The organism is Streptomyces fumanus, from assembly GCF_014655295.1.
Lineage (GTDB): Bacteria > Actinomycetota > Actinomycetes > Streptomycetales > Streptomycetaceae > Streptomyces > Streptomyces fumanus.
Genome location: NZ_BNBI01000004.1, coordinates 351095 through 376554 on the forward strand (window position 1 = coordinate 351095; position 25460 = coordinate 376554).

At 74.6% G+C, this 25460-nt stretch carries 16 protein-coding genes; 6 read left to right on the forward strand and 10 right to left on the reverse strand.

Annotated features, from left to right (window positions below; genetic code table 11):
* Positions 1-3: 3 nt before the first annotated feature.
* From IE316_RS11055 to IE316_RS35935, 6 genes are read left to right on the forward strand one after another with little or no spacing between them, the layout of a single operon-like run.
* Complete coding sequence (locus IE316_RS11055) at positions 4-1320, forward strand: baseplate J/gp47 family protein (protein ID WP_190204039.1); 1317 nt, start codon at positions 4-6, stop codon at positions 1318-1320.
* The gene (locus tag IE316_RS11060; RefSeq protein WP_190204040.1) at positions 1317-4388 is read left to right on the forward strand and encodes a LamG-like jellyroll fold domain-containing protein; all 3072 of its coding nucleotides are present in this window, start codon (positions 1317-1319) and stop codon (positions 4386-4388) included. The genes IE316_RS11055 and IE316_RS11060 overlap by 4 nt, the downstream gene beginning before the upstream one ends.
* Positions 4385-4870, forward strand: a complete 486-nt coding sequence (locus IE316_RS11065) for a hypothetical protein (protein WP_190204041.1) — start codon at positions 4385-4387, stop codon at positions 4868-4870. The genes IE316_RS11060 and IE316_RS11065 overlap by 4 nt, the downstream gene beginning before the upstream one ends.
* A gap of 27 nt (positions 4871-4897) precedes the next feature.
* On the forward strand, positions 4898-6325 hold the full coding sequence (locus tag IE316_RS11070) for a M48 family metallopeptidase (protein ID WP_190204042.1): 1428 nt from the start codon (positions 4898-4900) through the stop codon (positions 6323-6325).
* A 4-nt stretch (positions 6326-6329) separates the two neighbouring features.
* Positions 6330-6950 carry a hypothetical protein gene (locus tag IE316_RS11075; RefSeq protein ID WP_190204043.1) on the forward strand — a complete coding sequence of 207 codons (621 nt, stop codon included), beginning with the start codon at positions 6330-6332 and terminating at the stop codon, positions 6948-6950.
* Between the two features lie 13 nt (positions 6951-6963).
* On the forward strand, positions 6964-10863 hold the full coding sequence (locus IE316_RS35935) for an AHH domain-containing protein (protein WP_190204044.1): 3900 nt from the start codon (positions 6964-6966) through the stop codon (positions 10861-10863).
* A gap of 148 nt (positions 10864-11011) precedes the next feature.
* Here IE316_RS35935 and IE316_RS11085 read toward each other — a convergent pair whose 3' ends face one another.
* The 10 genes from IE316_RS11085 to IE316_RS11130 are packed head-to-tail and all read right to left on the reverse strand — an operon-like array spanning position 11012 to position 25455.
* Positions 11012-11935 (reverse strand): SDR family oxidoreductase, encoded by a 924-nt coding sequence (locus IE316_RS11085; protein WP_190204045.1) that lies wholly within the window; start codon positions 11933-11935, stop codon positions 11012-11014.
* Positions 11932-13020 (reverse strand): ROK family protein, encoded by a 1089-nt coding sequence (locus IE316_RS11090; protein ID WP_229910327.1) that lies wholly within the window; start codon positions 13018-13020, stop codon positions 11932-11934. Before IE316_RS11090 ends, IE316_RS11085 begins: the two co-directional genes overlap by 4 nt.
* Positions 13001-13375 (reverse strand): cupin domain-containing protein, encoded by a 375-nt coding sequence (locus IE316_RS11095; protein WP_190204046.1) that lies wholly within the window; start codon positions 13373-13375, stop codon positions 13001-13003. The genes IE316_RS11090 and IE316_RS11095 overlap by 20 nt, the downstream gene beginning before the upstream one ends.
* Positions 13372-14538: a sedoheptulose 7-phosphate cyclase gene (locus IE316_RS11100; RefSeq protein ID WP_190204047.1), complete on the reverse strand. Its 1167-nt coding sequence runs from the start codon at positions 14536-14538 to the stop codon at positions 13372-13374. Before IE316_RS11100 ends, IE316_RS11095 begins: the two co-directional genes overlap by 4 nt.
* Positions 14519-16612: a 4-alpha-glucanotransferase gene (malQ, locus tag IE316_RS11105; RefSeq protein ID WP_190204048.1), complete on the reverse strand. Its 2094-nt coding sequence runs from the start codon at positions 16610-16612 to the stop codon at positions 14519-14521. Before malQ ends, IE316_RS11100 begins: the two co-directional genes overlap by 20 nt.
* Positions 16609-19830 (reverse strand): Cof-type HAD-IIB family hydrolase, encoded by a 3222-nt coding sequence (locus IE316_RS36080; RefSeq protein WP_190204049.1) that lies wholly within the window; start codon positions 19828-19830, stop codon positions 16609-16611. Before IE316_RS36080 ends, malQ begins: the two co-directional genes overlap by 4 nt.
* 13 nt (positions 19831-19843) lie before the next feature.
* On the reverse strand, positions 19844-20767 hold the full coding sequence (locus IE316_RS11115; protein ID WP_190204050.1) for a carbohydrate kinase family protein: 924 nt from the start codon (positions 20765-20767) through the stop codon (positions 19844-19846).
* The gene (locus IE316_RS11120; RefSeq protein WP_190204051.1) at positions 20764-21897 is read right to left on the reverse strand and encodes a sugar phosphate nucleotidyltransferase; all 1134 of its coding nucleotides are present in this window, start codon (positions 21895-21897) and stop codon (positions 20764-20766) included. Before IE316_RS11120 ends, IE316_RS11115 begins: the two co-directional genes overlap by 4 nt.
* Positions 21890-23983, reverse strand: a complete 2094-nt coding sequence (locus tag IE316_RS11125) for a glycogen/starch synthase (protein ID WP_229910328.1) — start codon at positions 23981-23983, stop codon at positions 21890-21892. Before IE316_RS11125 ends, IE316_RS11120 begins: the two co-directional genes overlap by 8 nt.
* 2 nt (positions 23984-23985) lie before the next feature.
* Positions 23986-25455: a phosphotransferase gene (locus IE316_RS11130; RefSeq protein WP_190204052.1), complete on the reverse strand. Its 1470-nt coding sequence runs from the start codon at positions 25453-25455 to the stop codon at positions 23986-23988.
* Positions 25456-25460 lie beyond the last annotated feature (5 nt).

A 25460-nucleotide genomic window follows, 5' to 3' on the forward strand; every position in this document is an offset into this window, starting at 1 on the left:
GCGATGACCGAATACGGGGTGACCAGGGACGGCTTCGTCGTCAAGGGCATCGACGCCATCATGGACGACACCCGGGAAAGAGCCCGGCAGATGTGGGCCACCCTCGGTCTGACGGCCGACCTCAGCGCCACCAGCCCGCTGACCAAGCTGATCGAGGCCGCGGCCATGGAGGACGCCGAGCTCTGGAAGCGGCTGCAGGACTACTACTACAGCGGCTACGTGTCCACCGCGACCGGGGACAGCCTCGACCTGCTCGGCAAGGACGTCGGGCTGCCGCGCCGCGACCTCTTCGCCACCGGGAAGGTCACCCTGTCCCTCACCGGGGGCCTGCCCGGCCGTACCTACGTCGTGCCGGAGGGCATCGTCCTGGTGGCCCCGTCCCTCGGGCAGTCCTTCGCGACCACGGCCACGGCCGAACTCACCGCCGCCGCCCCCGCGCGGGACGTGCCGGTGCAGGCCCTCGCCCGCGGCACCGACGGCAACGCCAAGAAGGACAAGATCACCGCGATCGACCCCGCATACCGCGCGGCCTACCTGGCCGACTTCGGCCCCGCCGACGTGACCGTGCACAACGCGGCGGACCTCACCGGCGGCGAACGCCACGAGGACGACGACACCTACCGCGGCCGGCAACTCGGCATCGCCCGCACGGTGTGGACCTCGGAGGCCGTCCAGCAGGCCGTGCTCGACGTCGACGGCGTCGTGGACGTGCTGGTCTCCGACCCCTTCGGCGGGGTGGACGTGTCGCAGAGCGTCTTCGACGAGTTCTCCTTCGCCGAGCGGCTGTTCAGCGCCGAGCGGCGGATCGGGGAGCCGTACACCTTCGACGTGGTGGTGGCGCACGACTACCGCTGGCCCTGGCGCACCACCGGCGCGGTGCCGGGTCTCTTCGAACGGGTCCGGAAGGTGCTGGAGGAGGTCCGGCCGCCCGGAGTGCACCCGAACGTCCTGGAGGCCGACCACATCGACGTCGGTGTGCGCGCCCTCGTGGTCGTCGAGCGCGGCTCGGACGAGGCGGCGCTGGACCGGGCGATCCGCTCCCGGCTCGCCGGCGCCCTCGGCACCCTGCGGCTCGGCGGCGACGTGCTGTACAGCCAGGTGGTCAGGACCGTGGTCGAGGTGGAGGGCGTACTCGACGTCCAGCGCCTGCACCTGCGCCGCCACCCGGCGGCGTTCGGCCGGATCACCTTCGGCGAGGTGGTGTTCCAGACCACCTCGGTGGACGCCGCGGTGGGGCAGAACCTGGTGATGGGCCCGACCGAGCTGCCGGTCTTCCGCCCCGACGCCGCCCTGCACGACCTGGAGCTGGTGACGCCGTGACGCTGCCCGCCGAGCTCGACCTCGCCTCCGTCGCCCGCGGCGCCGCGGGCCGGATGTCCCGCCGCCTCACCGCGCCCTTCGCGGCCGGCGGCGACGTGCTGCACCTGACGCTCGTGCCGGCCGCCGGCGTACCGGATGCGGCCGATGTCGGCGGATACGACTTCACCGACCACGTCGCCCGCTTCGGCGCCCTGCCCACCCCGTCGTACGTGGTGCGCACCCTGCGCGACCTCGACAGCGACACCCGGGTGAGGGTGCGCGTCGCGGATCCGGCCCTGGCCGGCGGCGCGGACGCCGCGGAGGTGATCCTCCCGGCCGGCGCCCTGGCCGGCGAGTCGGTGCCACTGCCGCTGCCGGCCGGCGCCACCGACGCCGCCCGGCTCACCCGGCTCACCGTCGCCCGCCGGGCCGGGGCCGGCTTCGTCCCCGCGCCCGGCGCGGTGGCGGACCAGTGGGCGGTCACCGCGCTGCTCGGCCACACCGCGCGCCTGCTGTGGGTGCTCGGCGCCGAACGGGACGTGCTGCGCCGCCAGATCGCCAGGACCGCCACCCAGCGGCAGCTCGCCACCGCGTCCGGCGTGAGCCTCGACCTGCTCGGCGCCGACCTGGCCGTGCCGCGCTTCCCGCCGCTGGCCCACTCGGTGGACGACGACACCGTCGCGCTCTACCACCTGGACGACGTGCCCGGCGCGCCGGTCGCGGTGGAGGACTCCACCGGTCGCTTCCCCGGCCGCACCGCCCACCACGGGACGCTCTCGGGCAGCGTCACCCTGGGCGCCCTCGGGCGGTACGGCACCGCCGCCGCCTTCACCGGTTCCGGTGCCGTGACGGTCACCTCCGCCACCGCCTTCGACGTCCCCGCGGACGCCGCGCTGACCGCCGAGTGCTTCGTCAGACCGGACGCCGACGGCCCGGACGCCCGGATCCTGGCCCGCCGCGCCGCGACCGGTGCGGGGTGGTCGATCGAGCTGGGCGCGTTCGGCCGCGGCCTGCCCCGGACCGTACGCGCCACGGTCTGCGACGGCATCCGCGAACTGGTGCTGTACGGCGGCCGCCAACTGCGCACCGACCGCTTCACGCACATCGCCCTCGTCCTCGACCGGGCCGAGGGCTCGGTCGCGCTGCTGCTGGACGGCGCACCGGCCGACGTGCGCCCCGCATCGGAGCTCGGCGCGCTCACCGCCGCGCAGCCGCTGGTGATCGGCCCCGGGCCGGGCACGCCGCTGCGGGCCACCGTCGACGAGGTGCGCGTCAGCCGGGTGGCCCGCCGGGGCTTCGCCCCCGTGCTCGGCGAGGACGACGACCACTACCGGCGCCGGCTGAGCATCTTCCGGACGTGGACGCTGCCCACCCCGGCCGCGCTCACGGCCGTGCTCAACGGCCTCGTCGGCAAGATCGGCGGCGTGGCCGACCCGCTCGTCGTCGACGACACCGATTCCCCCGCCGACCGCGGCCACCTGATCGTCCGGGTGGTGCCGGCGGCGCTCCCGCCGGGCGAGAGCATGGACGCCACCGGCCGCCGCGGGGTGGTGTCCGAGGACGACCTGTACGGCGACGCGGACGACCTGGCGATCGACCCGGCGCTGCTGCTGAGACACGACGCGGCCGACGTGGACTACGGGCCCGTGACGTCCGGCGACCCGCGTCTCATGCAGCCGCCGCTGGCCCGGATGCTCGACCGGCTGCGCACGATGACCGGCGCCGCGGGCCGCCTGCACGTCGTGGCCGCCTGGACCCCGGACGCCGCGGACGCCCGTGCGGCGGGCCGCGCCGTCGTCCTGCGGCACGGCGCGATCGCCGTGCCCGAACTCGCCGCGCTCGCCCACCGGGCGGGATTCGGGCTGGTGCGGACCCTGCCGGACGCGACCGGGGTGTACGCCTCCTGCGCCCCGGGCACACCGGTCGTCATCGGCCTTCCGGGCGCCGCCGGGCAGGACATCACCGTCGAGGCCGGCTCGACCGTCACCCTGGCCGCCTCGCCGGTGCCGCCCGCCGCGGCCGACCTGCGCTGGTCGGTGGCGGCCGGCGGGGTCGGGGTCGCCCCGGCCGCCGCGGGGCGGGCCACGGTGACCGCGGTGACCCCCGGCCCCGCCGTGATCACCCTCGACGTCGTGTCCGGTGGGTTCGCCGCCACCGCCTCGGCCGCGGTACGCGTACTGCCGGCGACCCTCGCCACGGGCGCGTCGATCTCCGCCGACGGCACCCTGGGCGCGGGCCGGGACGCGGCGGGCGCTCCCGCCGAGCGCTTCGACCCGGCCTTCCTCGTGACGTTCACCCACCCCTCGGTCACCGCCGCCACCGCGGACGCCGGCCGGATGCAGCCCGGCACGGCCGGCCGGCTGCGCGCACTGGTGAGCGGCCTCACCGGCACGCTCACGCTGAGCTCGGGTTTCGTCCCGGTGCCGGCGGGCGGCACGCCGACGCTCGCCTCCCAGGGCCGGGCCCTCACGATGCGGCACTCCGCGCTGTCCGCCGGACGGCTCGCGGCGCTGGCGCACGCCGCCGGCTTCAGTTGGGTCACCGTGGACGGCTCCGACGTCAAGGTGCTGCACCGCGCCGAGGACCTGGTCGTGGTCAGCGGATCCGGCGAGGTCGAGGAGGGCGCGGACATCACCCTGCAGGCGGCGCCCGCCCCCTCGGCGGTCTCGGCGGCCACCCGCCTGATCTGGTCCACCGGGCCGCTGGACCCCACGGCCGGGCGGGCGGAGGTGGCGGGCGCGGCGCCGAACACCTCCCGGCTGACGGGGCGGCGGGCCGGCCGGGTCTGGGTGCAGGCCGCCTACCGCGAGGCGGGGGCGAACGGTCCGTACGCGCTGCGGGTACGGCTGGCCGGAACGGTCCCGGCCGGCGCCAAGATCACCCGCGACCAGTACGAGCTGATCATGAACGTCGTGCACGCCCTGCACCCGCTCGGTGTCGAGGTGCTGACCCGTGACATCCGCCCGGCCGTGGTCGAGCTGGCCGGCCGGCCGTCCCTCGACCCCGTCTACACGTATCCCAAGTTCCGCCTGCACCGCTCCACCGCGCGACTGGATCCGGAACAACTCCGAAAGGGCCTCGACACATGACTGGCGTCTCCTTCACCCCGACCTTCCAGCACACCGACTACGTCGACAACCGGGACCGGGTGCAGGCCGGCGGCCCCAACGGCTTCAACGCCCGCTTCCGGGCCCTCCAGGCCGACCTCGGCAAGCTGTCCGAGGTCATCACCGAGGTGGACGGCGCGCTTCAGACCCGGCTCTCGGCCGGAACGCTGATCGACACGACGGTCACGATCCCCGCCTTCAACGCCGGCCCCCCGGCCACCGGTGGCGTGTCTGACGTCCAGCTCGGCTCGCTGCTCCCGCTGACCAGCCACGCCTTCCACTTCGTCAGCGTCCGGCCGGGCGCGGCCTTCCTGAACGCGCAGGTCACCTGGCAGGAGATGGCCTTCGCGGCGGACACCGGGACGAGCGCGCCGCTGATCGCCCGCATGCTCCGCCTCCAGCACCAGCGGCCGATCGCCGTCACCGTCTCGGTCCGCGTCCTGCGGCTCGAGATCCAGAGCTGACATCACCACCGAGGAGAGGACACACCGATGCCTTCACAGAAATGCATGGACAACGTCAACAGCTCCCCGCCGCCGGCCAACGTGTGGTGCGGTGACGACATCTGCGCCGCCGCGCAGCAGACCGTGGACAAGCACTGCGAGCTCAACGGCCACCTGCCGGACGACCCGTGGATCATGTTCATCCCCGGCGACACGCCCGGCACCTACAAGCAGTGCTCGTGCTGCTGCAGTTGCTTCGGCCAGGACACGCCGATCGAGGCGCGGCCCGGCGAATTCGTGAAGGTGCAGGACATCAAGACCGGCGACAGCATCCTCGCCGCCGGCGCGAGCCTGGCGTGGCAGCCCACGCAGGTGTCCTTCGCCTCCGGCATGGAGACCGCCCAGCCCGCCTTCCCGGTCCTGAACGTCGTCTTCGCCTACGACACCGAGGACATCCGCGCCCTCCAGGTGACCGACGACACCCTGTTCCTGATGGCCGACGGCCTGCTCAAGTCGGCGGGGGTGCTGGTGCCCGGCGACCGGCTGCGCCGCGCCGACGGCGGCGAGGCCGAGGTCTTCGGCCCGGTCACCAGGAGCCTGTCGGTCGGTGTGCACTCCCTGGAGATGGGCCCGTTCGACGGCGTCAACCTCGACGGCCACCTGCTCAGCACCTACGGCGTGGTCACCGCCGACCTCTCGGTACAGCGCATGCACAGCAGCGGGAACCTGCGGAACACCGACATCATCGACCCGATCGTCTTCGACGAGAACACCCCGGTGGCGGGAACCGAGGAGTACCTGCTCAGAAACCGGGCGCACAGCACCTTCCTGGAGGACGTCCGGGCGGCCGGTATCAGCCTCCACGCCTCGGCCCTGGAACCGCCCCGGCCGCTGGTCACCATCCCGCCCGGGGCGAAGGGCTTCCTCACCAACGACCAGGCCGAGCAGATCCGCGACGGCGCCCCGCGGTTCTCCTCGACCAACACCTTCCGCATCACCGTGACGGAGCGGCTGATCGACCTGGCCCGGCCGCGGCACGGCGACGTGGTCATGCTGATCGACTGGAACGACAGCCTGCCCGGTGCGTACGCGTGGACCCAGCTCCGGCAGAAGTACGTGGTGCTGAGCGGTGGCCTGCTGCGCATCAAGGCACTCACCGAGGCCGGGCTCGCGCTGGTGCTCTCCCACGCGCTGGCCTACCACGACGGCGCCGAATGCGTGGGCGAGGCCGATCACGCGGCCATCGAAGGACTGCGGGGGATCTGGACACCCGCGGTCTTCCCGACGATGTGCGAGCGGGGCCTCGCCGAGATCACCACCGTCTTCGGCTACGTGGACGAGGCCGCGGGCAAGGGGGACCCGCGCAACCGCTGCGAACAGCCCTCGATCGACTGCCGGTTGGAGTCCTACGGCGCCGCCATGCGCATGCAGCCGGTACCCGACTGCGCCCTGAACGCACCCGTGCAGGAGGACTGACGGAATGCTGGCCGAACTGGAGGAGAGGCTGGACGGCCTGGAGTGGGAGCAGGCCCGAGCGGCGGCGGCGGAGTACGTCGGGCTGCCCGGCCCGCTCCCCGCACCCGCGCTGCGCCGGGCCATGGTCGAGGACACCTACTGCTTCGTCCTGCTGGCCTTCCGCGGCAACCGGTCGCGGCTGCGGGAGCTGGTCGAGCACCCGGGCAACCGTCCGTACGAGCTGCCCGAGGACTCCGCCCCGGAGACGGCGGAGGCGGAAACGGAGACGGAAGCGGAAACGGAGACGGCCACGGCCACGGCTGGGGTGGCGAACCGCTCGACCGCCGGGCTGGTCGTGGAGGCGGGCAAGGCGCTCAACCGCTGGGCGGCGGCCGGTTTCCGCACCGTGGACCCGGAGACGTACGAGCGGCGGACGGCGGCCTGTGCGGCCTGCCCGGAGCTGACCGAGCCGCCGGTCAAGTGGGTCTACAAGGTCGCCATGGCCAAGACCGGTGACGACCGGGTCTGCGGCGCCTGCGGGTGCGTGGCCTCCCGCAAGGCCCGCCTGGTCAGCGAGGGGTGCCCGCGCCGTGATCCGGCGGATCCCGGACTGACCCGGTGGGGCGAGCCGTTCACGACGGTCTGAGGAGGGGCGTGGCGTGAGCGACGGCCGCGCGCGCGGACCGGCGGCGGCCCGCGCGCTCACCTTCCCCCTCCGGCTGCGCTGCACGGGCGCGGGCGCACTGCTGGCCGCCGAAGGGCTGGAGGACGCCGTGGCCCGGGCCCTGAGCCGGGCCTTCGACCGGGCCCAGCAGGCGCTGCACGCCTCCGCGGTGGTGCTGCACCCGCCGGAACTGGTCCGGGGCGAGCTCACCGCGGCCGAGCGGTCCGCGCTGCTCGGCCGGGTGAGCCGGGCGGTCGAGCAGGCCGCCCGGGCGCGGTCGCTGCCGACGGTGCCCGCCGGCAGCGGGGTACCTCCGGGCCCGGCGGGGCGGGCGGCGGCGGAGCCCTGGCGCGTCGAGACCACGGTGGAATTCCGGCTCACGCCCCGCCGGTTCTTCGAGATCCGGCAGCAGCACGCCGCCCGGGACAGCGGTTCCACCGACCCCGCCGACCCGCTGGAGCTCTACTTCCCGCTGCTGGACCAGCCGGTGCCGGCGACCGCCTGGGTGACCGAGGTGCTCGACGAACGCGAGGCCGGCGCGCACGGCCAGGAGGTCCTCGGGCGCTTCGCCGCGACCCGGCGGCCCGACGAGTACGTGTGGTCGGTGCACGGCTGGGACGAGCTGCGCGCGCTGTTCGTGCGCGCCGCTCCCGAAGTCGCCGACCGGGTCCCGGCGTTCACCACGCGCGGCTTCGTCGTGGAGCGGCCCGGGCCCGCGGAGGGCGAGCGGCAGCAGGTGCTGCGGCCCGGCGCGTGGACGCTGTCGGTCTTCCTGCCGCTGCCCGGCGTCGTCCTCGCCGACCTCGTCGCACTGGGGGAGGTGGGGGCCGTGGACGTGCCGCTGCGCGAGGCGGCGGCCCTGGGCACACCGGCGGACTTCGCCGCCGAGGCCGGGCTCGACCTGCCCGCGGCGGTACGGGACGCACCGGAGGTGCCGGTCGCCGTCGTCGTCACCCCGTTCACGGTCCGGCGCCGGATCCACGAGCGCGCGCTCGCCGCGCTGTTCGCGCAGTACCGCCGCGAGCAGTTCGGCGGCCGGCTCGGTGCCGTCGTACCGCTCACGCGGTCCGCGACCGCCGGGCTGGGCCCGGCCCTCGGGACCTTCCTGGCCGCGCGGGCCGGCTCGGGCGGGGCGCCCGCGGGCGGCTTCTGGCCGCCGGGCAGCACGGGCGTGAACCTCACCCCGCTGGTCGGGGACGTACGCAAGCAGGTGCTGCGCACGGCGAACGCGGACCTCGTCCGCGCCGAGGCGGCCGAGGCGGAGCGCATTCTGCGGACGGAGAACGGCATCTGGAGCGCCGACCGGGACGACGCGCTGCGCGGCTTCCTCACCCGGTGGACCACCAAGGTGCACGACGGGGAGCTCTTCGGACTGCTGCTCGACGAACTGGAGCGGCGCGGCGGGCTCGACGCGTTCGTGCGCGCGGTCCGCGGCCTTCCGGCGCTGGACACGCCGCTGAAGCGGGATGTCGTCGCGCTCGCGGACCGGGACCCGCGGATCGCGGCGGTGGCGGGGGACATCGAGTCCCTCGTCCGCGACATCGTGAAGCACCACTACGACGTGGACGCCCAGGAGATCCTGCTCGACCGGGACCCGGGCCGCAGGCTCCGCGCGGCGGGCCGGAGCAGCGACGACCGGGCCGGTGTGGTGGCGGTGGTGGAGCCGTACTACGCCGAGTTCTCGCGGATCCTCCAGCCGAAGCCGGAGATCCTGGACCGCCTGCGCGAACCGACCCGCAAGAAGGTGTCCGAGCTGGTCGGCCGGATGGTCTGCCGGCCGGGCGAGCGGATGACCCGCGAGGAACTGCTGCACAGGGCCACCCAGGAGGCCGCGAGGGAGCTGCCGCCGCTGGAGGAGAAGGACCTCGTGAAGGTCACGCTCCTCAAGTCCGTGCGGGTGCTGAAGCTGGAGCGCCGCCGGGAGCGCGGGATCGACGAGGTCTACGTGCACTACCAGCCGGTGCAGAAGGTCGGGGACAACCCGTGGATGCCCGCGGGGGACGTACGCGTCCAGGTGCCCGCCGCCTTCGAGGCGTACCTGACCACCTATCACGTGCGGCATCTGGAGAGCGCGCTCACCGTCCTCATGATGGGGGAGGCGGTCGTCCTCGGCGGTGTGATGATCGTCGAACTGGGTGTCGCCACCGTCGGCCAGCTCTTCTTCTTCGTCAGCATGCAGGTGGTCGTCCACCACTTCACCACCGACGCCGAGGACCGGACGCTGGAGGGCTATCTCGGCGCGGCGCTCAAGGGCGAGCTGGACGCGGTCGGCTTCAAGGGCCTGTCCGGGGTGGTCAAAAGGCTCGGCGGTTTCGCCGCGGGGCAGCTCGTCACACGCGAGCTGGTCGGCCAGGTCGCGGCCAAGTGGATCGTCTACGGGCTGCGCGGCGTCGCGACCGCGACCGGCGTCGGCGGCCTGGAGGCCACGTACCAGTTCGGCGACGACCTGGTGCACTACTCGCACTGCGACGGCTGGTCCGACCCGGGCAGGTACTGGGACCGCTTCACCACCGGCTTCGCCATGACGCTGGCGTTCGAGTTCCTGGCGGTGCCCGTCCTCTCCCCGCCCCTGCGCCTCGCGCTGGAGAAGGCCACGACCGCGACGCAGGCGGCCCGCGCGCTGCGGGCGAGCGGCAAGCCGCTGCGCGAGATCGCCGGGCTGCTGCTGCGGGGTGCGGAGGCGGTCGAGGCCGCGGTCGGCAGGACGGTCGGGAACGAGGCCGGGCCCGCGATCGCCCGGGGGTTCCGGCAGAAGGTCGGCGACGTCCTGAAGGCGCTCGGGCGGGAGTACGAGTCCCGGGCCGCCGAGTCGCTGCGGGAAGCCTACGGGCCCGAGCCGGGTGGCGAGGCGTCCGGCAGGCTCCCCGGGGCACGGCCCGAGCCGCGGCCGGAGGCGGCGCCCGAAGCGCGACCCGGGGCAGCAGAGCGCGGGACCGCACCGGAGAGCGCCGAAGGCGGGACACCAGGGCAGGCGCCGGCGGAGGCCCCCGCGATCGAGCCCGAGGCGCCGCCCGCGCCGGCCCCGCCGCGCGAGCGGCTCGCCGACGTCCTGCGCAGGCTCGCGGACCGCGGTTTCACCAAGGAGGACGTGCTCCTCTTCAAGGGGCCGCGGAAGCGGCTGTCGGCCGAAGTCGCCCGCCGGGTCGAGCAGTTGCTGGAGAAGTACGCCCCCGAGGAGGTCCGGGCCCTCGGCCGCCAACTGGCGCTGCGCAAGGTCTACCTGAGCAAGAAGTGGGTCGCGCGCATCCTGGAGCACATGCCGCGGGGCAGGCTCGGGGCGGCGATCGCCGAGAAGGAGCTGCCGGTCGAGGACGCGGCCATGCCGCAGATCGTGTCCGAGGAGGACCTCGCCGATCTGTCCGTCCGCGACAAGGAGCCGCCCCGCACCAAGTACGGGCCCGGCGGACTGGAGAAGCCGCTGCGGGACGTGGTGGAGACGCCCGGCAGCCGCGCCCTGCGCAGGTCGCTGGTCGCGCGCGACGGGGCGGAGCCGCCGGAGGGCTACCACGCCCACCACATCGTGCCCGAGAAGGACTTCAGCCCCGGTCTCGACTGGCTGCGCAACCGGCTGGCGGAGGCGGGCTGCGGCATCGACGAAGCGGGCAACGGCGTCTTCCTCGCCGGGTCGAGGTCCACCGCCAACCCCGAGCTGACCCTCCTGCACAACTCGTACATCCACGCCGGCAGGACCAAGGAGTACGCCTACACGCTCACCTTCCGGCTGAGCCACCTCAGGGGTGACGCGCTGCTCAGGGAGGTCGAGGCCATCGGCGAGGAGATGCGCTGTGGCGGATTCAAGATCATGGAGATCCCGTACGGCTGGAAGGGAAAGTGGGAGCCGGGAATGGCCGTCCCGTCCGGCCGCAAGGCGACGCCCGAGTGGATCGAGGAGTGACCGGGGCGCCGCACCGCGGCGGGAAGGCACCCGCCGACGGCACGGCGCACGGCCGGACCACCCACGCGGCCGTGCCGCCGGCCATGGCGGTGCCGATGGTGACGACCTCGTTCACGGTCGTCTGCGAACCCTGCGCCGGGCGGGGTGTTCAGCGTGCCGCCGTGAACGCCGGGGCCAGGTACCGGGCGCCCTCCCGCACGCCCCGGACGGTGATCGTCCCGGTGGCCGGCAACCGGGCGAGACGGGAGCCGGTCAGGCACGCGTTCTCCGGCCGGGAGGCGTACCGGGTGGCCGCCCGCGGCACCGGCACGACCAGGTGCCCGGGCGCCCCCAGCGTCTCGGCGACGACCGAGGCCCAGGCGGCACGGCTCACACGGTCCGGCCCGCCCAGATGGAGGACCGGCGGCAGGGCCGCGCCGGCGTCCAGCAGGGCCGCCGTCACCTCCGCTACGTCGTCCACCAGCACCGGGGTCGTCCACTGGTCCCGCGGCACCCTGACCTGCTCGCCGCGCCGCAGCCGGTGCGCGCACGCGGCGAAGAAGTTGAGCCATTTGCCGGCGTCCGCGGGCTCGTGCCCGTAGACCAGGCTGACCCGCAGCACCACCGCGTCCGCCGCCGCGTCGAGCAGGGTCCGTTCCGCCCGCAGTTTCGCGCGGCCGTAGGCGTTGGCCGGGGAGACCGGGGCGTCCTCGGGGTTGTCGGGCCGGGACCCGTCGAAGACGTTGTCGGTGGAGATCATCAGCAGCCTCGCGTCCCGGGCCGGCGCGGCGAAGTGGGCGGCCGCGGCGGTGTGCGCCGCGAGGGCCAGGTCCGGGTGCTCCTCGCACCATGTGACGTCGGACGGGCCGTGCACGAGGACGATGCGCCGCGGGTCCAGTCGGGCCACGAGCCGGCCGCAGGCCGCCGCATCGGTGGCGTCCAGGGCGTGCCACCCGAACCCCGGGAGGTCCGGAAGGTGCTCCGGGCGGTGCCGCGAGGTGACGGTGACCGGCTCACCGGCCGCCGCCAGCCGTCGCGCGATGCCCGTGCCGACGAAGCCGCTGCCGACGACGAGGGTGCCCCCGGCGCTCACCGGGCACCCGCCGGGGACGGCCGGGACATCCGGTCGGCCAGCAGTCTGCCGGCACCGATCAGTCCGTGGTCGTCGTCCGGTTCGCCGAGCGACACCATGGCGTCGACGGCGTCCGCGTCCAGACCGAAACACCCCAGTCTCACCAACTCGCCCACCAGCAGCTCCCGGTAGCGTTCGCCGACCGCCAGGGCGAAGCCGCCCATCACGATGTACCGGCACACCCCGACGGAGGTGAAGACGGCCCCGATCGCCTGCGCGAGATGCGTGAGGGTGCCGCGCAGCACCCGCGTGGTGAACTCGTCGCCCTCCCGCGCCGCGGCCGCGACGGCCGGGTTGTCGATGCCGGGCACACGGCCGCCGCAGCGCGCGGCCAACCGGGACCGGGCGAAACCGGCGGGGTCGGCGTCCGCCGCACGGCGGACCGCGGCGAGCACCCCCCGCCCGGAGGCGATCGCACCGAGATGGCCGCGCGCACCGCAGTCGCACAGCGGCGCCCCCGGGGACGGATCGCACACCCAGTGCCCGAGTTCGCCCCCGTGCCCGTCCGCGTCCAGCAGCACCTCCCCGCCCCGGAAGACCTTGTTGCCGATGCCGGAACTGACGGTGATCAGACAGAACGGCTCGGTCTCGGTCGCCGCGTAGCGCCAGGCCGCGGCGGTCAGGTCGTTGACCACCACGACCGGTACGCCGGTCCGCTCCGTCAGGAGCTGCCCCAGCGGCAGCGGGTCACCGCGCCGACCCCACACCGTGGGAGCGGCCAGCACCAGGCCGCCGGCGGAGATCGGCCCGGCGAAGGCCACGCCGACGGCGCGCGGCGCCGTCCCCGCGGTGTGCCGGCCGACCTCGTGGACGATCTGGTCCACGACGCGGCGCTGCAGACCGGCCACCGGGTCCCCCGGATGACGGGCCATGCCCTCGACCGGCACCCGGCGCACGCGGGAGACGGCCGCCGTCGCCGGGTCGTAGCTCCCGGTCCGCAGCGTCGTGCCTCCCACGTCGAGGACGGTGAAGAGGTTCTGGGGCCGCCAGGGGTCCGCGCGGTGCGCCGGACCGGCGGAGAGACGGTCAGACTGCGGGATGGTCACGGAGCTCCTCCTCGAAGACCAGAAGCCACAGCTCGGCGGCCGAGTCGTTGACGAGGCCGTGCTCGCCGTACGGGCGGTTGACGACGACGTCCCCGGCGCCGACGCGGAACGTGGCTCCGTCCCGGTACATCAGCCCGCTGCCGCTGAGCACGACGTACGTCTCACGGTCCAGGGCGTGCCGGTGGCGCCCTATGGACGTGCCGGGCGGCAGCACGGCGAGGTCGATGAACTCCGCGCCCGCGCCGCCCTCGGCGCGGGCGAACAGGCGGTGCGCGAGGATCGTGCCCAGCCCGCCGTGGTCGTGCTCCTTGCCGCGCAGGAGCGTGCCGAGGTTCACCACGTCCCGGGTGGTCACCGAGCGCCCCCGTCGCGCGCCAGCGCGTCCAGGGCGGCCCGCAGCACGTCGGCGGGCAGGTCCTCCAGCCGCTCCACGAAGTCCGCCTTGCCGATGCCGGTCGGCACGACGAGGTGCAGCTTGCGTCCCCGTCGCTGCCAGGAGGCGTGCAGGGCCCGCGTCATCAGCTCCGGCGTGCAGGTGGCCGGGTCGAAGACGGGGAGGCCGATGCGGCGCAGCAGCGTCACCACGCGCGCGCAGCTCTCCGCGTCGACGAGCCCCAGCAGCCGGGCCACGTGTGCCGACAGGGCCATGTCGACGGCGACCGCCTCGCCGTGTTCCAGGCGGTGGCCGCCGGCCGTCTCGATCACCGGGCTGAAGGTGTGCCCGAAGTCGACGAGCCGGGCGAGGTCGTGCTCGCGGAGATTGGGGCAGAGCTCCTCCATCATCAGCCGCATCGACGTGCGCAGCACGTACGTCTCCAGCGCGCCGTCGGAGGAACGCAGGAAGGCGTCCGGGTGCTCCTCCAGCGCCCGGAAGAGGTCGGAGTCGAGGATCACGGCCATCTTCACGATCTCCGCGAGGCCGCAGCGGATCTCCCGGGCCGGCAGCGTGGCCAGCAGGGCCGGGTCGTTGAGCGAGGCGTGCGCGGGGTGGTAGGCGCCGAACATGTTCTTGGAGTCCAGGGCGTTGACGCCGGTCTTCACGCCGACGCCCACGTCCACCTGTCCCACCAGGGTGGTGTTGACCTTGATGTAGCGGATGCCGCGGGCGTACATCGAGGCCGCGAAGCCCACGACGTCCGCGACGATCCCGCCGCCCACGGCGAGCATCACCCCGTGCCGGTCCAGGCCGGACGCCTTGGCGACGGCGCACACCCGCTCCACCGACGTGAGGGTCTTGTTCCGTTCACCGCTGCCGATGGTGTGCACGCTCCAACTGCCCGGCTCCAGCCGGGCGTCGAGGTAGGCGCGCAGCCGGTCCCCGTAGAGACGGTCCACCGTGGGTCCGACGAAGGCCACCACGCGCCGTCCCGCCACATAGCCCGCGAGGAGCGGGTTGCGGGGGTCGAACACCCCGCCGGTGACGTCCACACGGTAGCGCGTGCCGTCCGGCGCCAGCAGGTCGAAGCCTCCGGAGTCCTCGCGGACCCCCTCGTACCGATCAAGGGCCTGGCCTGACATCTCTCTCCTCGGTCTTCGTTCCGTGCGGTTCACCGTCGGCGAACACGCGGGCGACGGCCTGTACACCGGGATGGCCGGGCAGGTCCTCCAGGGGCACCGGCCGGCCCTGCCCGTCCGCCACCGGCAGCCTCCAGTTGGGGTGCAGGTCAGCGGTACCGGGCAGGTTCTGGGGCCTGCGGTCGCCGGTGGCGTCCGGCAGCCAGACCCCGAGCAGGGTGGACGGGGTGCGGGTCAGGAAACGGTGCAGGGCGACCAGCTCGCCGTCGGCGTCGGGCAGCAGGCCCTGCCGGCGCAGCTCCGCCAGCCAGCCGTCCCGCTCGGCCGCCGCCCGCGCCTTCTCCTCCGGTTCCGGGTGGGTCAGCAGCCCCAGCCGGGCCCGCAGGTCGACGTGTTCGCCGCTCAGCCATGCGGTGGTCGTCGGCAGGTCGTGGGTGGTCAGCGTGGCCAGGCAGTTCCTGCGCCACTGCCGCGGCGGCAGCGGACCGTGCCGTCCCTCGGAACCGCCCAGGTATTCGAAGCGCTGTACCGACGTGCCGAGCACGCCGCGCGCGGCCAGTTCCTCGCGGACACCGCGCTCCACCGTGCCGAGGTCCTCGCCGATCACCGCCACCCCGGCCCGGTGGGCCTCCAGGAGCAGTACGCCGAGCATGGCCTCGGCGTCGTAGCGGACATAGGTCCCCTCGGACGGGGGCCGGCCCTCGGGCACCCACCACAACCGGAACAGCCCCATGACGTGGTCGACCCGCAGGGCCCCCGCGTGCCGCATCCCGGCGCGCAGCAGCTCGGCCAGCGGCCGGTACCCTTCGGCGGCCAGCGCCTCCGGCCGCCAGGGCGGCTGGCCCCAGTCCTGACCGAGCGGATTGAAGTCGTCCGGCGGGGCCCCGACGCTCATCCCGCCGGCCAGGCAGTGCTGCAGCGCCCAGGCGTCGGCCCCCTCGGGGGCGACGCCCACCGCCAGGTCGTGCACCAGGCCGATGTCCATGCCCGCGTCCTTCGCCGCGCGCTGCGCGGTGGCGAGCTGCTCGTCGGTGATCCACGCCAGCCAGCGGTGGAACGCGACGGCTTCCGCCAGTTCCGCGCGCGCCTCGGCCACCCGCGGCGACCGCGGGTCGCGCAACCCCTCGGGCCAGGACCGCCAGGCGCCGCCGTGCACCTCGGCCAGCGCGGACCAGGTGGCGAAGTCCGTCAGGTCCCCGCCCTCGCGGGCGGTGAACGCCTCCAAGGCCGCACGGCGGCCGGGCGGGGCCGGCACCCGGTACACATGGCGCAGTGCCTCGAACTTGAGGGCGCGCACCGCCTCCCGGTCGATCAGCGTCCCCCCGCTGAGCACGCGCTCGTTGAGGGCCCGTGCCCGGGCGGCGCAGGAGTCCACCGCGCGGCGGGCCTCCCGGTCCAGGTACCGGTACTCCGGCACCTCCTCCACCCGGACGTGCATCGGGTCCGCGAACCGCCGTGAACTCGGCCGGTACGGCGACGGATCGGGCAGCGGGCCCGGCTCCACCGCGTGCAGCGGCCCCAACTGGACGAAGCCGGCGCCCAGCGCGCGGCCGGACCAGGAGGCCAGCTCGGCGAGGTCGGCCAGGTCGCCCATGCCCCAGGACCTGCGGGAGAGCACCGAGTAGAGCTGGACCAGGAAGCCCCAGCCGCGCCGCTCGGGCACGGGGATGCGCTCGGGCACCGACAGCAGCGGAGCGGACGCCCGCCGCCGGCCCGCCACGGCGTGCAGGACGTGCGCGCCCGGCGGCAGCGGGTCCCCGGGAGCTGCCTCGCCGCCGTCCTCCAGGGTGACGCGGGCCTCGGCGCCGCGCGGCAGTTGCGGCCCCGCGGCGGATCCGGCCCGGACCACCAGGCAGGGCGGAAGCAGCCTCTCCGCGTCCGCCGCGCGCCGGGCGGCCAGGGCCCGCCGGGCGGCGTCCGGAGTGCTGGCGTCCACGCCGCACGCGGCCAGGACCGCGACCAGGGTGTCCGCGGCGACGGTGACGCGCTCACCGCGGTCGGTGACGTACGCGGTGCTCACGCCGTGTGCGCGGGCCAGGTCCCGCAGGGCCGGGCCGGGCGCGGTGGGGCGGGTCACGGACGGCCCCCTTCCGGCGCGAAGAGGCGTTCGAGGACGGCGGCGACCCCGTCCTCGTCGTTGCCCGGGGCGACCTCGTCGGCCATGGCCCGCAGATCGGGGTGGGCATTGGCGACCGCCACGCCGTGCGCGGCCCAGGCCAGCAGCGGGATGTCGTTGGGCATGTCGCCGAAGGCGACGGTGTCGGCGCCGGTCAAGCCCAGCAGTTCGGCGGCCCGGGCCACACCGGCGCCCTTGTCGGTGCCCGCGGGCAGGACCTCCACCATGCCCTTGACCGAGTGCACGACGCTCACCTCACCGTCCGTCAGCCGTTGCGCGACGGCGGCCAGCCGGTCCTCGTCGACGTGCCGGTGGTGCAGGATCAGCTTGTCGATGGGCGCCCCCCACAGCCGGCCCGGGTCGGTGGTCACGTCCCAGCCGTGGCGGACCCGTTCCCCGAAGCCGGGGGTCACCTTGAACCGGCTCTCCGGCGGCGAGGTGACGACGCCCAGCTCGACCGGGCCCAGTTCGGCTTCGACCTTCGCGACGACGCCGCGGGCGAGATCGCGGTCCAGGGACACCGAGGACAGCAGGCGGTCCGCACCGGCGTCGTACAGTTGCGCGCCCTGGCCGCAGACGGCCAGCCCCCGGTAGCCGAGGGCGTCCAGGAGCTGCCGGCAGGCCACCGCGGGGCGTCCGGTGACCACCAGGTGGTGGGCGCCGGAGGCGGCGACCCGGTCCAGCGCCCGGCGGGTGCGCGCCGACACGGTCAGGTCGCTGCGCAGCAGCGTGCCGTCGAGATCGGTCGCCACGAGCCGGAACGCGGGTGCGCGGGTCGGCACGGTGTCCCAGACCACCCGGCCGGAGCGCAGGGTCACCATGGCGACGGCGTGACCTCCCACCGGCGGTCCGTCCAGGGTCCCCGTGAACACGCCGTCGCCGCCGGCGGCGAGCGGCCGCAGCACGGCACCGCCGGAGGCGGGAGCGGGCTCGTCGGAGGCGAGGACCTCGGTGACCGACTCCAGCGGGGGGCGCGGAGCGCCGGCTTCCCGCGCTTCACCGTCCGCGGCAGCCGTGACCCCGGGTGCCGCGGACGCGGTCGCCGTGACCTCGGGTGCTACGGACGCGGTGGCCGGGGCCCCGGGTGCCGCGAGCACGGTGGCCGGGCTCGGGGCCTGGGCGGCGGGTGCGGTGGGGGAGGCGGCCGCCGGGGCCCGGCCGGGGGCCGTGTCCGTCGTCGCGGATGCCTCGACCACCAGCTCGACCCGTTCCGCTTCGGCGTGCGCGTACCGCACGTGCCAGGTGCCGTCCGCGGCGGCGGTGAGCCGGAAGCGGTCCGCCTGCCGGGCCCACAGGTCCGGTCGGCCCGCCCGCCGGGCCAGTTCGGCACAGCGGGTGAAGTCCCCCCGGTGGTGGGCCGAGGTGAACAGTCGTTCCCAGTCGTCCGCCGCGAGTTCGTCGACGCCGCACCCGAGCACGCGGGCGAGGGCGGTGGCGTCACCGCGTTCCGTCGCCGCCCGCGCGATCAGCTCACGGTGCTCGGTGCGGGCGGCGGGCGGCAGCGCCTCCAGCCAGCCCCGCTCGATCAGTTCGCCGGCCGGCGGCTGCGCGCGCTCGCCGCGCAGCAGACGTTCGTAGGCGGCCAGACGCAGATCCGCGCTGCGGGCCCAGGTGAACGAGCGGCCCAGGCGCCGGGCGTTGCCCGAGAGCCGGGCGTAGGTGCCGGGTGCCGTGCGGAAGAGCGTCACGGCCTCGCGTATTCGCCCGGCGAGGGCCCGGGCCAGCCCCGGGTCGTCGTCGCGGAAGGAACCGGGCACGGCCAAGCCCGTCGCGTCCGGGTCGTCGAGGGGCCGCCCGTGCCCGAAGTGGGAGGTCACCCGCTGGGCGGTGGCGATCGGCACCGCCCCGCAGGCCATCGCCTCGGCCTGGGCGATGAGGAAACCGTCCAGCTCGAACTTGGACGGATACACGCAGAAGTCGGCGCTCGCCGCCTGCTCGAACAACGTGTCCTCGTCGGCCAGCCGCCACTCCAGACGCAGTTGTCCCGGAAAGCGGTCGGCGAGCCGCTGGAACGCGGCGTTCGCCACCGTCGCCGGCGCGTCACCGCCGCCCCCGGTCGAGCAGCGGATCACGAAACCCACCTCCGGATCCCCGGCCAGCACCTCCTCCACGGCCCGCATCAGCTCCAGTTGGCCCTTGTGGTGCACCGCGTAGCGGGCGGCGTGGTAGAAGACCGGGCCGGTGCCCGTCAGACCGAGCGACCGGCGCACCGCGGCCCGGTCCACGGCCTCCGGGTCGCGCGCCAGCCAACTGTCCGCGATGCCGCAGCCGCCGGCCAGCAGCCGGTCCGGGCGTTCGCGCAGCCGCCGCGCCACGGGCAGCGACTGGAACAGGGCTTCGAACGGCGTGTCCTGCCAGGTGACGTAGTGGTCGCGCTGGCCGGAGGAGACGAAGTCGATCAGATCCGCGCGGTCGGCGATCAGCGGGAACACACCCACGTGGTCCGGCCCGTACTCGACGTGCATACGGGTGCCGGCCAGCGCCCGGGCCATGGTGGCCAGGGGGGAGTCCTCGGCGGGCGGTGGCCCGTCCAGGGCGTCGAGGTCCGGTCCGCGGACCCCGAACAGCTCCAGCAGCCGTTCCACCTGCGGCCGGTACACCTTCTGCGTGACGGGGGCGTTCGCGGCGATCGTGCTCACCGTCCGGTACCGGTCGTCGTCGGCGAGGACCGCGGGCAGCAGGTAGTGGTAGTAGGGCTCGAAGCCGTGCACGACCACCGGACCGTCCGCCAGGTGGCGCTGGACGAAGCGCAGGCCGCCGACCTGGAAGACCAGCGGCTTCAGGTACGCCAGGTCCCGTCCCTCCAGGGCCGGGGGCGGGTAGAGCCGGTCCGGCAGCAGGTCCAGGAAGGCGTCGGACAGCAGATAGACGTCCACGCCGTCCTGGCGCAGCAGGTGGGCGCGGGTGTCGAGGGCGAGACCGGTCTCGGCGGGCCGGCCGGGCCACACCTTGGGGTCGAGCACCAGCGGCACCGTGTGCTCGTCGCGGTAGTCGAGTTCCCGGACGTCGAACCGCTCCCGCAGGGCCCGGAGGTGACCGTGCGCGGGTGTGACCAGCGAGACGCGGTGGCCGCGTGCGGCGTACTCACGGGACAGGTTCCACACGAGCGGGGACAGCCCGCCGCGCATCAGCCGGTTGTCGAAGCCGCCGCACTCGAAGGAGAAGGTGACGATGTGCACGCGCGGGGCTCCTTCACTCCGCCGCGGCCCGCGCGCGGGCGCAGGCCGCGCGCAGACCGGGCAGGTCGATGAACTCGGTGTGGGTGCCGGCGGCACCGCAGGCGAAGGCCCCGGACACCGATCCGGCCAGGACGCACTCCTCCACCGGCCGCCCCTCGAAGTAGGCGTGGAGGAACGCGGTGACGAAGGCGTCGCCGGCCCCGTTGGAATCGACGACGGGCCGCTCCGGCCGCACGGCCGGGAAGTGGCGCACCCCGGCCTCGCCCCGCACGAGCACGTGGCAGCCGTCCGCACCGTCGGTGGCCACGACGAAACGGGCCCGGCCCTCGTCGAGGATGCCGTGCAGGACCTCCGGGAGCCGGTCGTGGACGGCCGCGGCGCTCATGAAGACGTAGTCGGAGGCGAGGGCGTAGGTGCGGTGGTGGGGATCGGCACCGTCCCAGTCGTGCAGGTCGGTGGAGCTGGTCACCCCGAGCCGGTGGACGTCCTCGTACAGATCGCGGTTGTGCCCCACGATGGAGAGGTGGACATGGCGCGCCCGCTCCAGGTGGGGCAGGTAGAAGGCGCGCGGCAGCCGCAGGTCCGCGGGGTGCCGGGAGTCGTAGAAGGAGAAGCGGCGGCCCTGCGCGTCGACCAGGTTGACGCCGCGCGGGGTGCCGTGCGGGGACACCACGTGGCTGAAGTCCAGACCGTGTCCGGCGTACGCGGCGAGCACCGCGTGACCCTGGGGATCGTCGCCGAGGAAGTCGATGAACTTGGTGGTGAGGCCCAGGGCGTGCCAGCCGAGCGCCACGCCGTTGCCGGTGTGCGCCACGTAGTCGTACACCGGGGGCACGTGCAGCGAGTCGCCCGGGGGGACCTCCAGTTTCTCGACCGGGACGACGGTGTCCACGCCGGCTCCGCCGACCACCAGGACGTCGTAAGGGGACTGGTTCATGTACGGGCTCCTTCCGCGACGGCCGCGGGGTCCTCGACCCGCTGCACCTGTCCGTTCTCCAGGACCACCGCCGAGTCGATGTCCTGACCGGGGCCGACCGCGGCACCGGGCAGCAGTACGCTGCGCCGGACCCGGGCGCCCGCCCCGACGGTGACTCCGGGGAAGAGCACGCTGTGCTCCACCCGGCCGTTGTTGACGAGGTCCGCCGGGACCAACGAGGCGACCACGCCCGGGGAGTCGGCCACCCAGCCCCGGTCCACCCCGGGCCGGACGGTCCTGGGCATCCGTTCGACCGGGAGCGGGGCCCGCGGGCCGCCGGCCGCGAGCATCAGGTGCGCCCGGTGGTAGCGCTCGACGGTGCCGATGTCCTCCCAGTGGCCGGCCACCTCGTGGCCGCGGATGTCCTCGCCGCCCGCGAGCATCGCGGGGATGACGTCCCGGCTGATGTCGTGCTGCCAGTCGGTGCCGTCCAGCTTCTCCAGGTAGCGGTGCAGCACCGCGGCGTCGAAGACGCAGAACGCGGCGAACACCAGGTCGCTGGTCGGTACGGACGGCTTCTCCACGAACTCGGTGAGCCGGCCCGCCCGGTCGAAGCGGACCATCCCGAACAGGTGGACCCAGCGCCGCTCGATCCGCTGGTAGGCGACGGTCAGGGCGGCGCCGGAGGCCCGGTGCTCCGCGATCAGCGGCCGGTAGTCGAAGCGGTAGACGTGGTCCGCGTGCAGCACCAGGACCTGCTCGCGGTCACCGCCGAAGACGTGCCCGGCCTTGCGGATCAGGGCGTCCGCGGTACCGCGCTCGGCCGGCCAGGTACGGGCGGGCAGCTCACGGGGGAGCCCGGCGCCCGCGGCCCGGTAGGCGTCGTCGTACGGCCCGAAGTGCACCCGGAAGCCCGGGTCGCGGTTCCACACCCGGTGCAGGTCGTCCATCAGCCGGCGTTCCTCGTACTGGGACAGCAGCAGCACTTCCCCCAGTCCCGAGTCGCGCGCGTTGGCGAGGCTGAAGTCGATCAGGCGGCAGGCGCCTCCGTACGGGACGAGCGGCTTCAGGCGCCCTTCGCCCAGCGGCCCCATGCGCCGTCCCTCGCCGCCCGCCAGCAGCACCGCGCGTACCCCTGCCCGCTCAGCCATGACGGGCCTCGTCCCAGGTGACCCGCCCGGAGGACAGCGTCAGCAGCAGTCGCGCCCCCGGCCGCGGCGGCGGTCCCTCGAACACGCCGGGCGCGGTGCGGCGCAGCTCCCGCACCCCGGGCAGCGCCCGGACCGCCGGGCCGCGCGGGGCCGGGACCACCAGCTCCACCCGCTCGGCGTGCGGCAGCCGGTACACCAGTCCGCCGTCGCCGCCGACCGAGCACCGCTCCCGCAGGGCGCGCACCTCCTCGGCGGTCACCGCGGCCGGGTGGCCATCCACGATCCGTTCGCAGGTACGGAAGTCGGCCCGCTCCCAGGCCGCGTGGAAGAACCGGCGGGCGACCGGGGCGTCGACGGGGGCGCGGCGCGCGTACGCCGCCGGGTCGCCGTGGGCGAGGGCCGCCTCCTCGGTGATCTCCTCGTCCTTCAGCAGGTCGAACCAGCCGAGCCGCAGGGCGCGTTCGGCGGGCAGCTCGGCCGGCTCGCCCCGCCACAGGCGGCCGAACGCGGCGAGATGCAGGTCCGCGCAGTGTTCCCAGGTGAACTGCCGGGCGACCGCCGCCGCGCGCCGGGACAGCTCACGGTAGCGGGCCGGGTCGTCGGACCACAGCGCCACCGCCTCCCGGATACGCGCGGTGAGCGCGGCGGTGAGCAGCGGGTCGTCCTCGGCGAAGGAGCGGTTGACGGCCAGGCCGGTGGTCTCCGGCTCGGGCCGGGCGTGCCGGAAGTGCGCCATGCCTTCCTGCGCCGTGGCGATGGGCACCGCCCCGCACACCATCGCCTCGCCCTGGGCGATGAGGAAGGTGTCCATCTCGAACTTGGAGGGGAACAGGCAGAAGTCGGCGGCCGACGCGTACTCGAACACCCGCCGCTCGTCCACCCGCTCCGACTCCAGGTGCAGCCGCCCCCGGTGCCGCTCGGCGACCTCGCGGAAGAAGGGGTCGTCGAGCGGGGCGCCGGAGATGCAGCGCACGACGAAGTTCGCGGCCAGGCCCTCGCCCAGCACCCGGTCGACGGCGCGCATCAGCTCCAGTTGGCCCTTGTGGTGCAGGGCGTAGCGGGCGTTGTGGAAGAACGTCGGCAGCGCGGGATCCAGTCCCAGCCCGTCGAGCACCGCCGTCCGGTCCACCTCGCCCGGGTCCCAGGCGAGCCACTGGTCGGATATGGCGCAGCCGCCGACGAACATCTTGTGCGCGTTCTCCTTCACGGCCCGCGCCAGGGGCAGGTGCGCGAAGAGCGCCTCGAAGGGCGTGTCCCGGAAGGAGGCGTAGAAGTCGAGCTGGCCGGGGGAGAGGAAGTCGATCAGGTCGGCGTTCTCCAGGACCAGCCGGTAGACGGCCACGTGGTCCGGCGGGTACTCGTAGTGCAGATGGGTCAGTTGCTGGTACTGGCGCACCGCTTCGAGGTCCGGCCCGGCCGGCGGCTGCTCCCGCGGCAGGCCGTCCGGTGCGCCCAGGAGTTCGAGCAGGCGCCGGACCTCGGGCGCGTAGACCTGCTTGGTGATCGGCATGTTGCTCTGCACCGTGCTGACGACGTGCTTCGTCGGGTCGTCGCGCAGCGCGGCCGGCAGCAGGTAGTGGTAGAAGGGCTCGTGGGCGTGGACGATCGCCCGCTCCCCGCCGAACCAGTGGCGCAGGAAGCGCACGCTGTCCGCCTGGAAGACCAGCGGCTTGAAGAAGACCAGGTCGCGGCCCTTGGTGGAGTACGGCGGGTAGAAGGTGTCCGGGAGCCGGTCGAGGTGCTCGTTGGACAGGAAGTACAGGTCCACGCCGTCGAGGCGGATGCGGTGCGCGGTGGTGCGCACGGGCAGTCCGGTCTCGGCGGGGAAGCCGTGCCACACCTCCGGGTCGAGGACCAGCGGGAGCACGTACTCGTCCGAGTAGCCGAGGTCCTCCACCTGGTACCGGCCGCGCAGGTCGTCGAGTCTGCCGTGCGCGGGAGTGACGAGGGAGACCCGGTGCCCGCGGGCGGCGAACTCCCGGGAGAGGTTCCACAGGTACACCGAGGTGCCGCCCTGCAGGAAGGTGTGGTCGAAGCCGCAGCATTCGAAGTAGGTCTCGATGATGTGCATCGGGGGCTCGGTCACGTTCACGTCCTTGCCGGGAGGGTCGGGGCCGGGGTGCGGGCGCCGAGCGCGAGGGCGTGGCGCAGGTCGATCGCGGCGTGGTAGGGGCGGGCGTGGTCGGTGTTGTAGGCGAGTTCGTGCAGCAGCCGGTCCAGGTAGAGCAGCCGGCGCAGGGGGTCGGCCACCGTGCGTCCCAGGAGCAGCCGCAGCACGTGCGCCCGCCAGACGTCGGCGGCGTGGAAGACCAGGTGCGGTACGGAGCGCTGTCCGGGCGGCCGGTCCCGGGCGCCGTCCAGCGCGTCCCGCATCGTCTCCATGGAGTCGACGCCGAGGCGCCGTGCGCTCTCGAAGGCCGCCTCGTCGGCGGTGAAGTACTCCAGGGCGCGCTCGACGGCGATCAGGTCCTGGACCGGCGACTGCGCGGCCCAGCCCGGCTCGCCGGGACCGAGGGCGGGGGTGGACATGTCGATGACGTTCATCGACCAGCCTCCGTCGTCACGCGGCCGGCACAGCAGGTGGGACAGGTGCAGGTCGCCGTGGCACGGTCCGGAGGGAAACCCCGCCGGAGCGGCGTCGAAGGCGCCGCGCAGCGCGGCGGCCTCCTGCCGCAGGGCCGTGAAGGCGGCGGTGCGCGGGGCCTCGGGCAGGTCGATGTCCGCCGCGGCCAGTGCGTCCGTGCGGGCGGTGGCCCGGGCCAGCATCTCCCGTACCGGGTACGGCGGCACGGGACCCCCGCCGAGCCGGCCGGCCAGGTCGCGGTGGAAGCCGGCCAGGAAGCGCCCGGCGTCGCGCAGGTGGTCCGCGAGCGGGCGCAGGTGCGCCCGCACGACGTCGTCGAGCGAGCCGGGGGCCCGTCCGCCGGTCACCTTCGGCCACAGGGACCGCAGACTCCGTCTCAGCGGCAGGTCGATCCCGTCTCCGGGGGCGTACCGGTAGAACACGCCCAGCGGGCGGTGGGTGCCGTCCGCCGGGTCGACGTAGGCGTAGTCACCCGCCCAGTCGGGGGTGCGGCCGGTCCCGGTCATCAGCCGCAGGAGTTCCGGCTCCCGGACGGTCTCGTCCAGCCTCCGGTAGGTCTTGTGCACGTAGGCGGTCCCGCCGTGCTCCACCAGGGACAGCACGTTGGAGGACCAGCCCCGCTCGAACGGCAGCCGGCGTACCGAGCGCGCGGGGAGTCCCGCGCCGCGGAAGAGCACCCGGCCGCCGCGGGCGGTGGGCAGCCGGCGTCCGGCGCGGACCGCGTCCAGCACGGCCGAGTCGAACTCGACGCCGCCGTGCGCCTCTTCGGCGCCGTACCCCGTGGGCGCGGGCCGCACCGGCATGAAGTAGCGCCGTCCCGACACCGGCCCGCCGACGGCGGCCACCACCAGCAGGCGGGCGGTGGCGCCGAGGTCCGCGTGGTCGACGCACTCGAAGCGTTCGGCCCGCCGGCCGTCCTCGGGCATCCACGGGGCGGTGCGCAGTAAGGGGCCCAGATCGTCGTTTCTGATCATGGCAG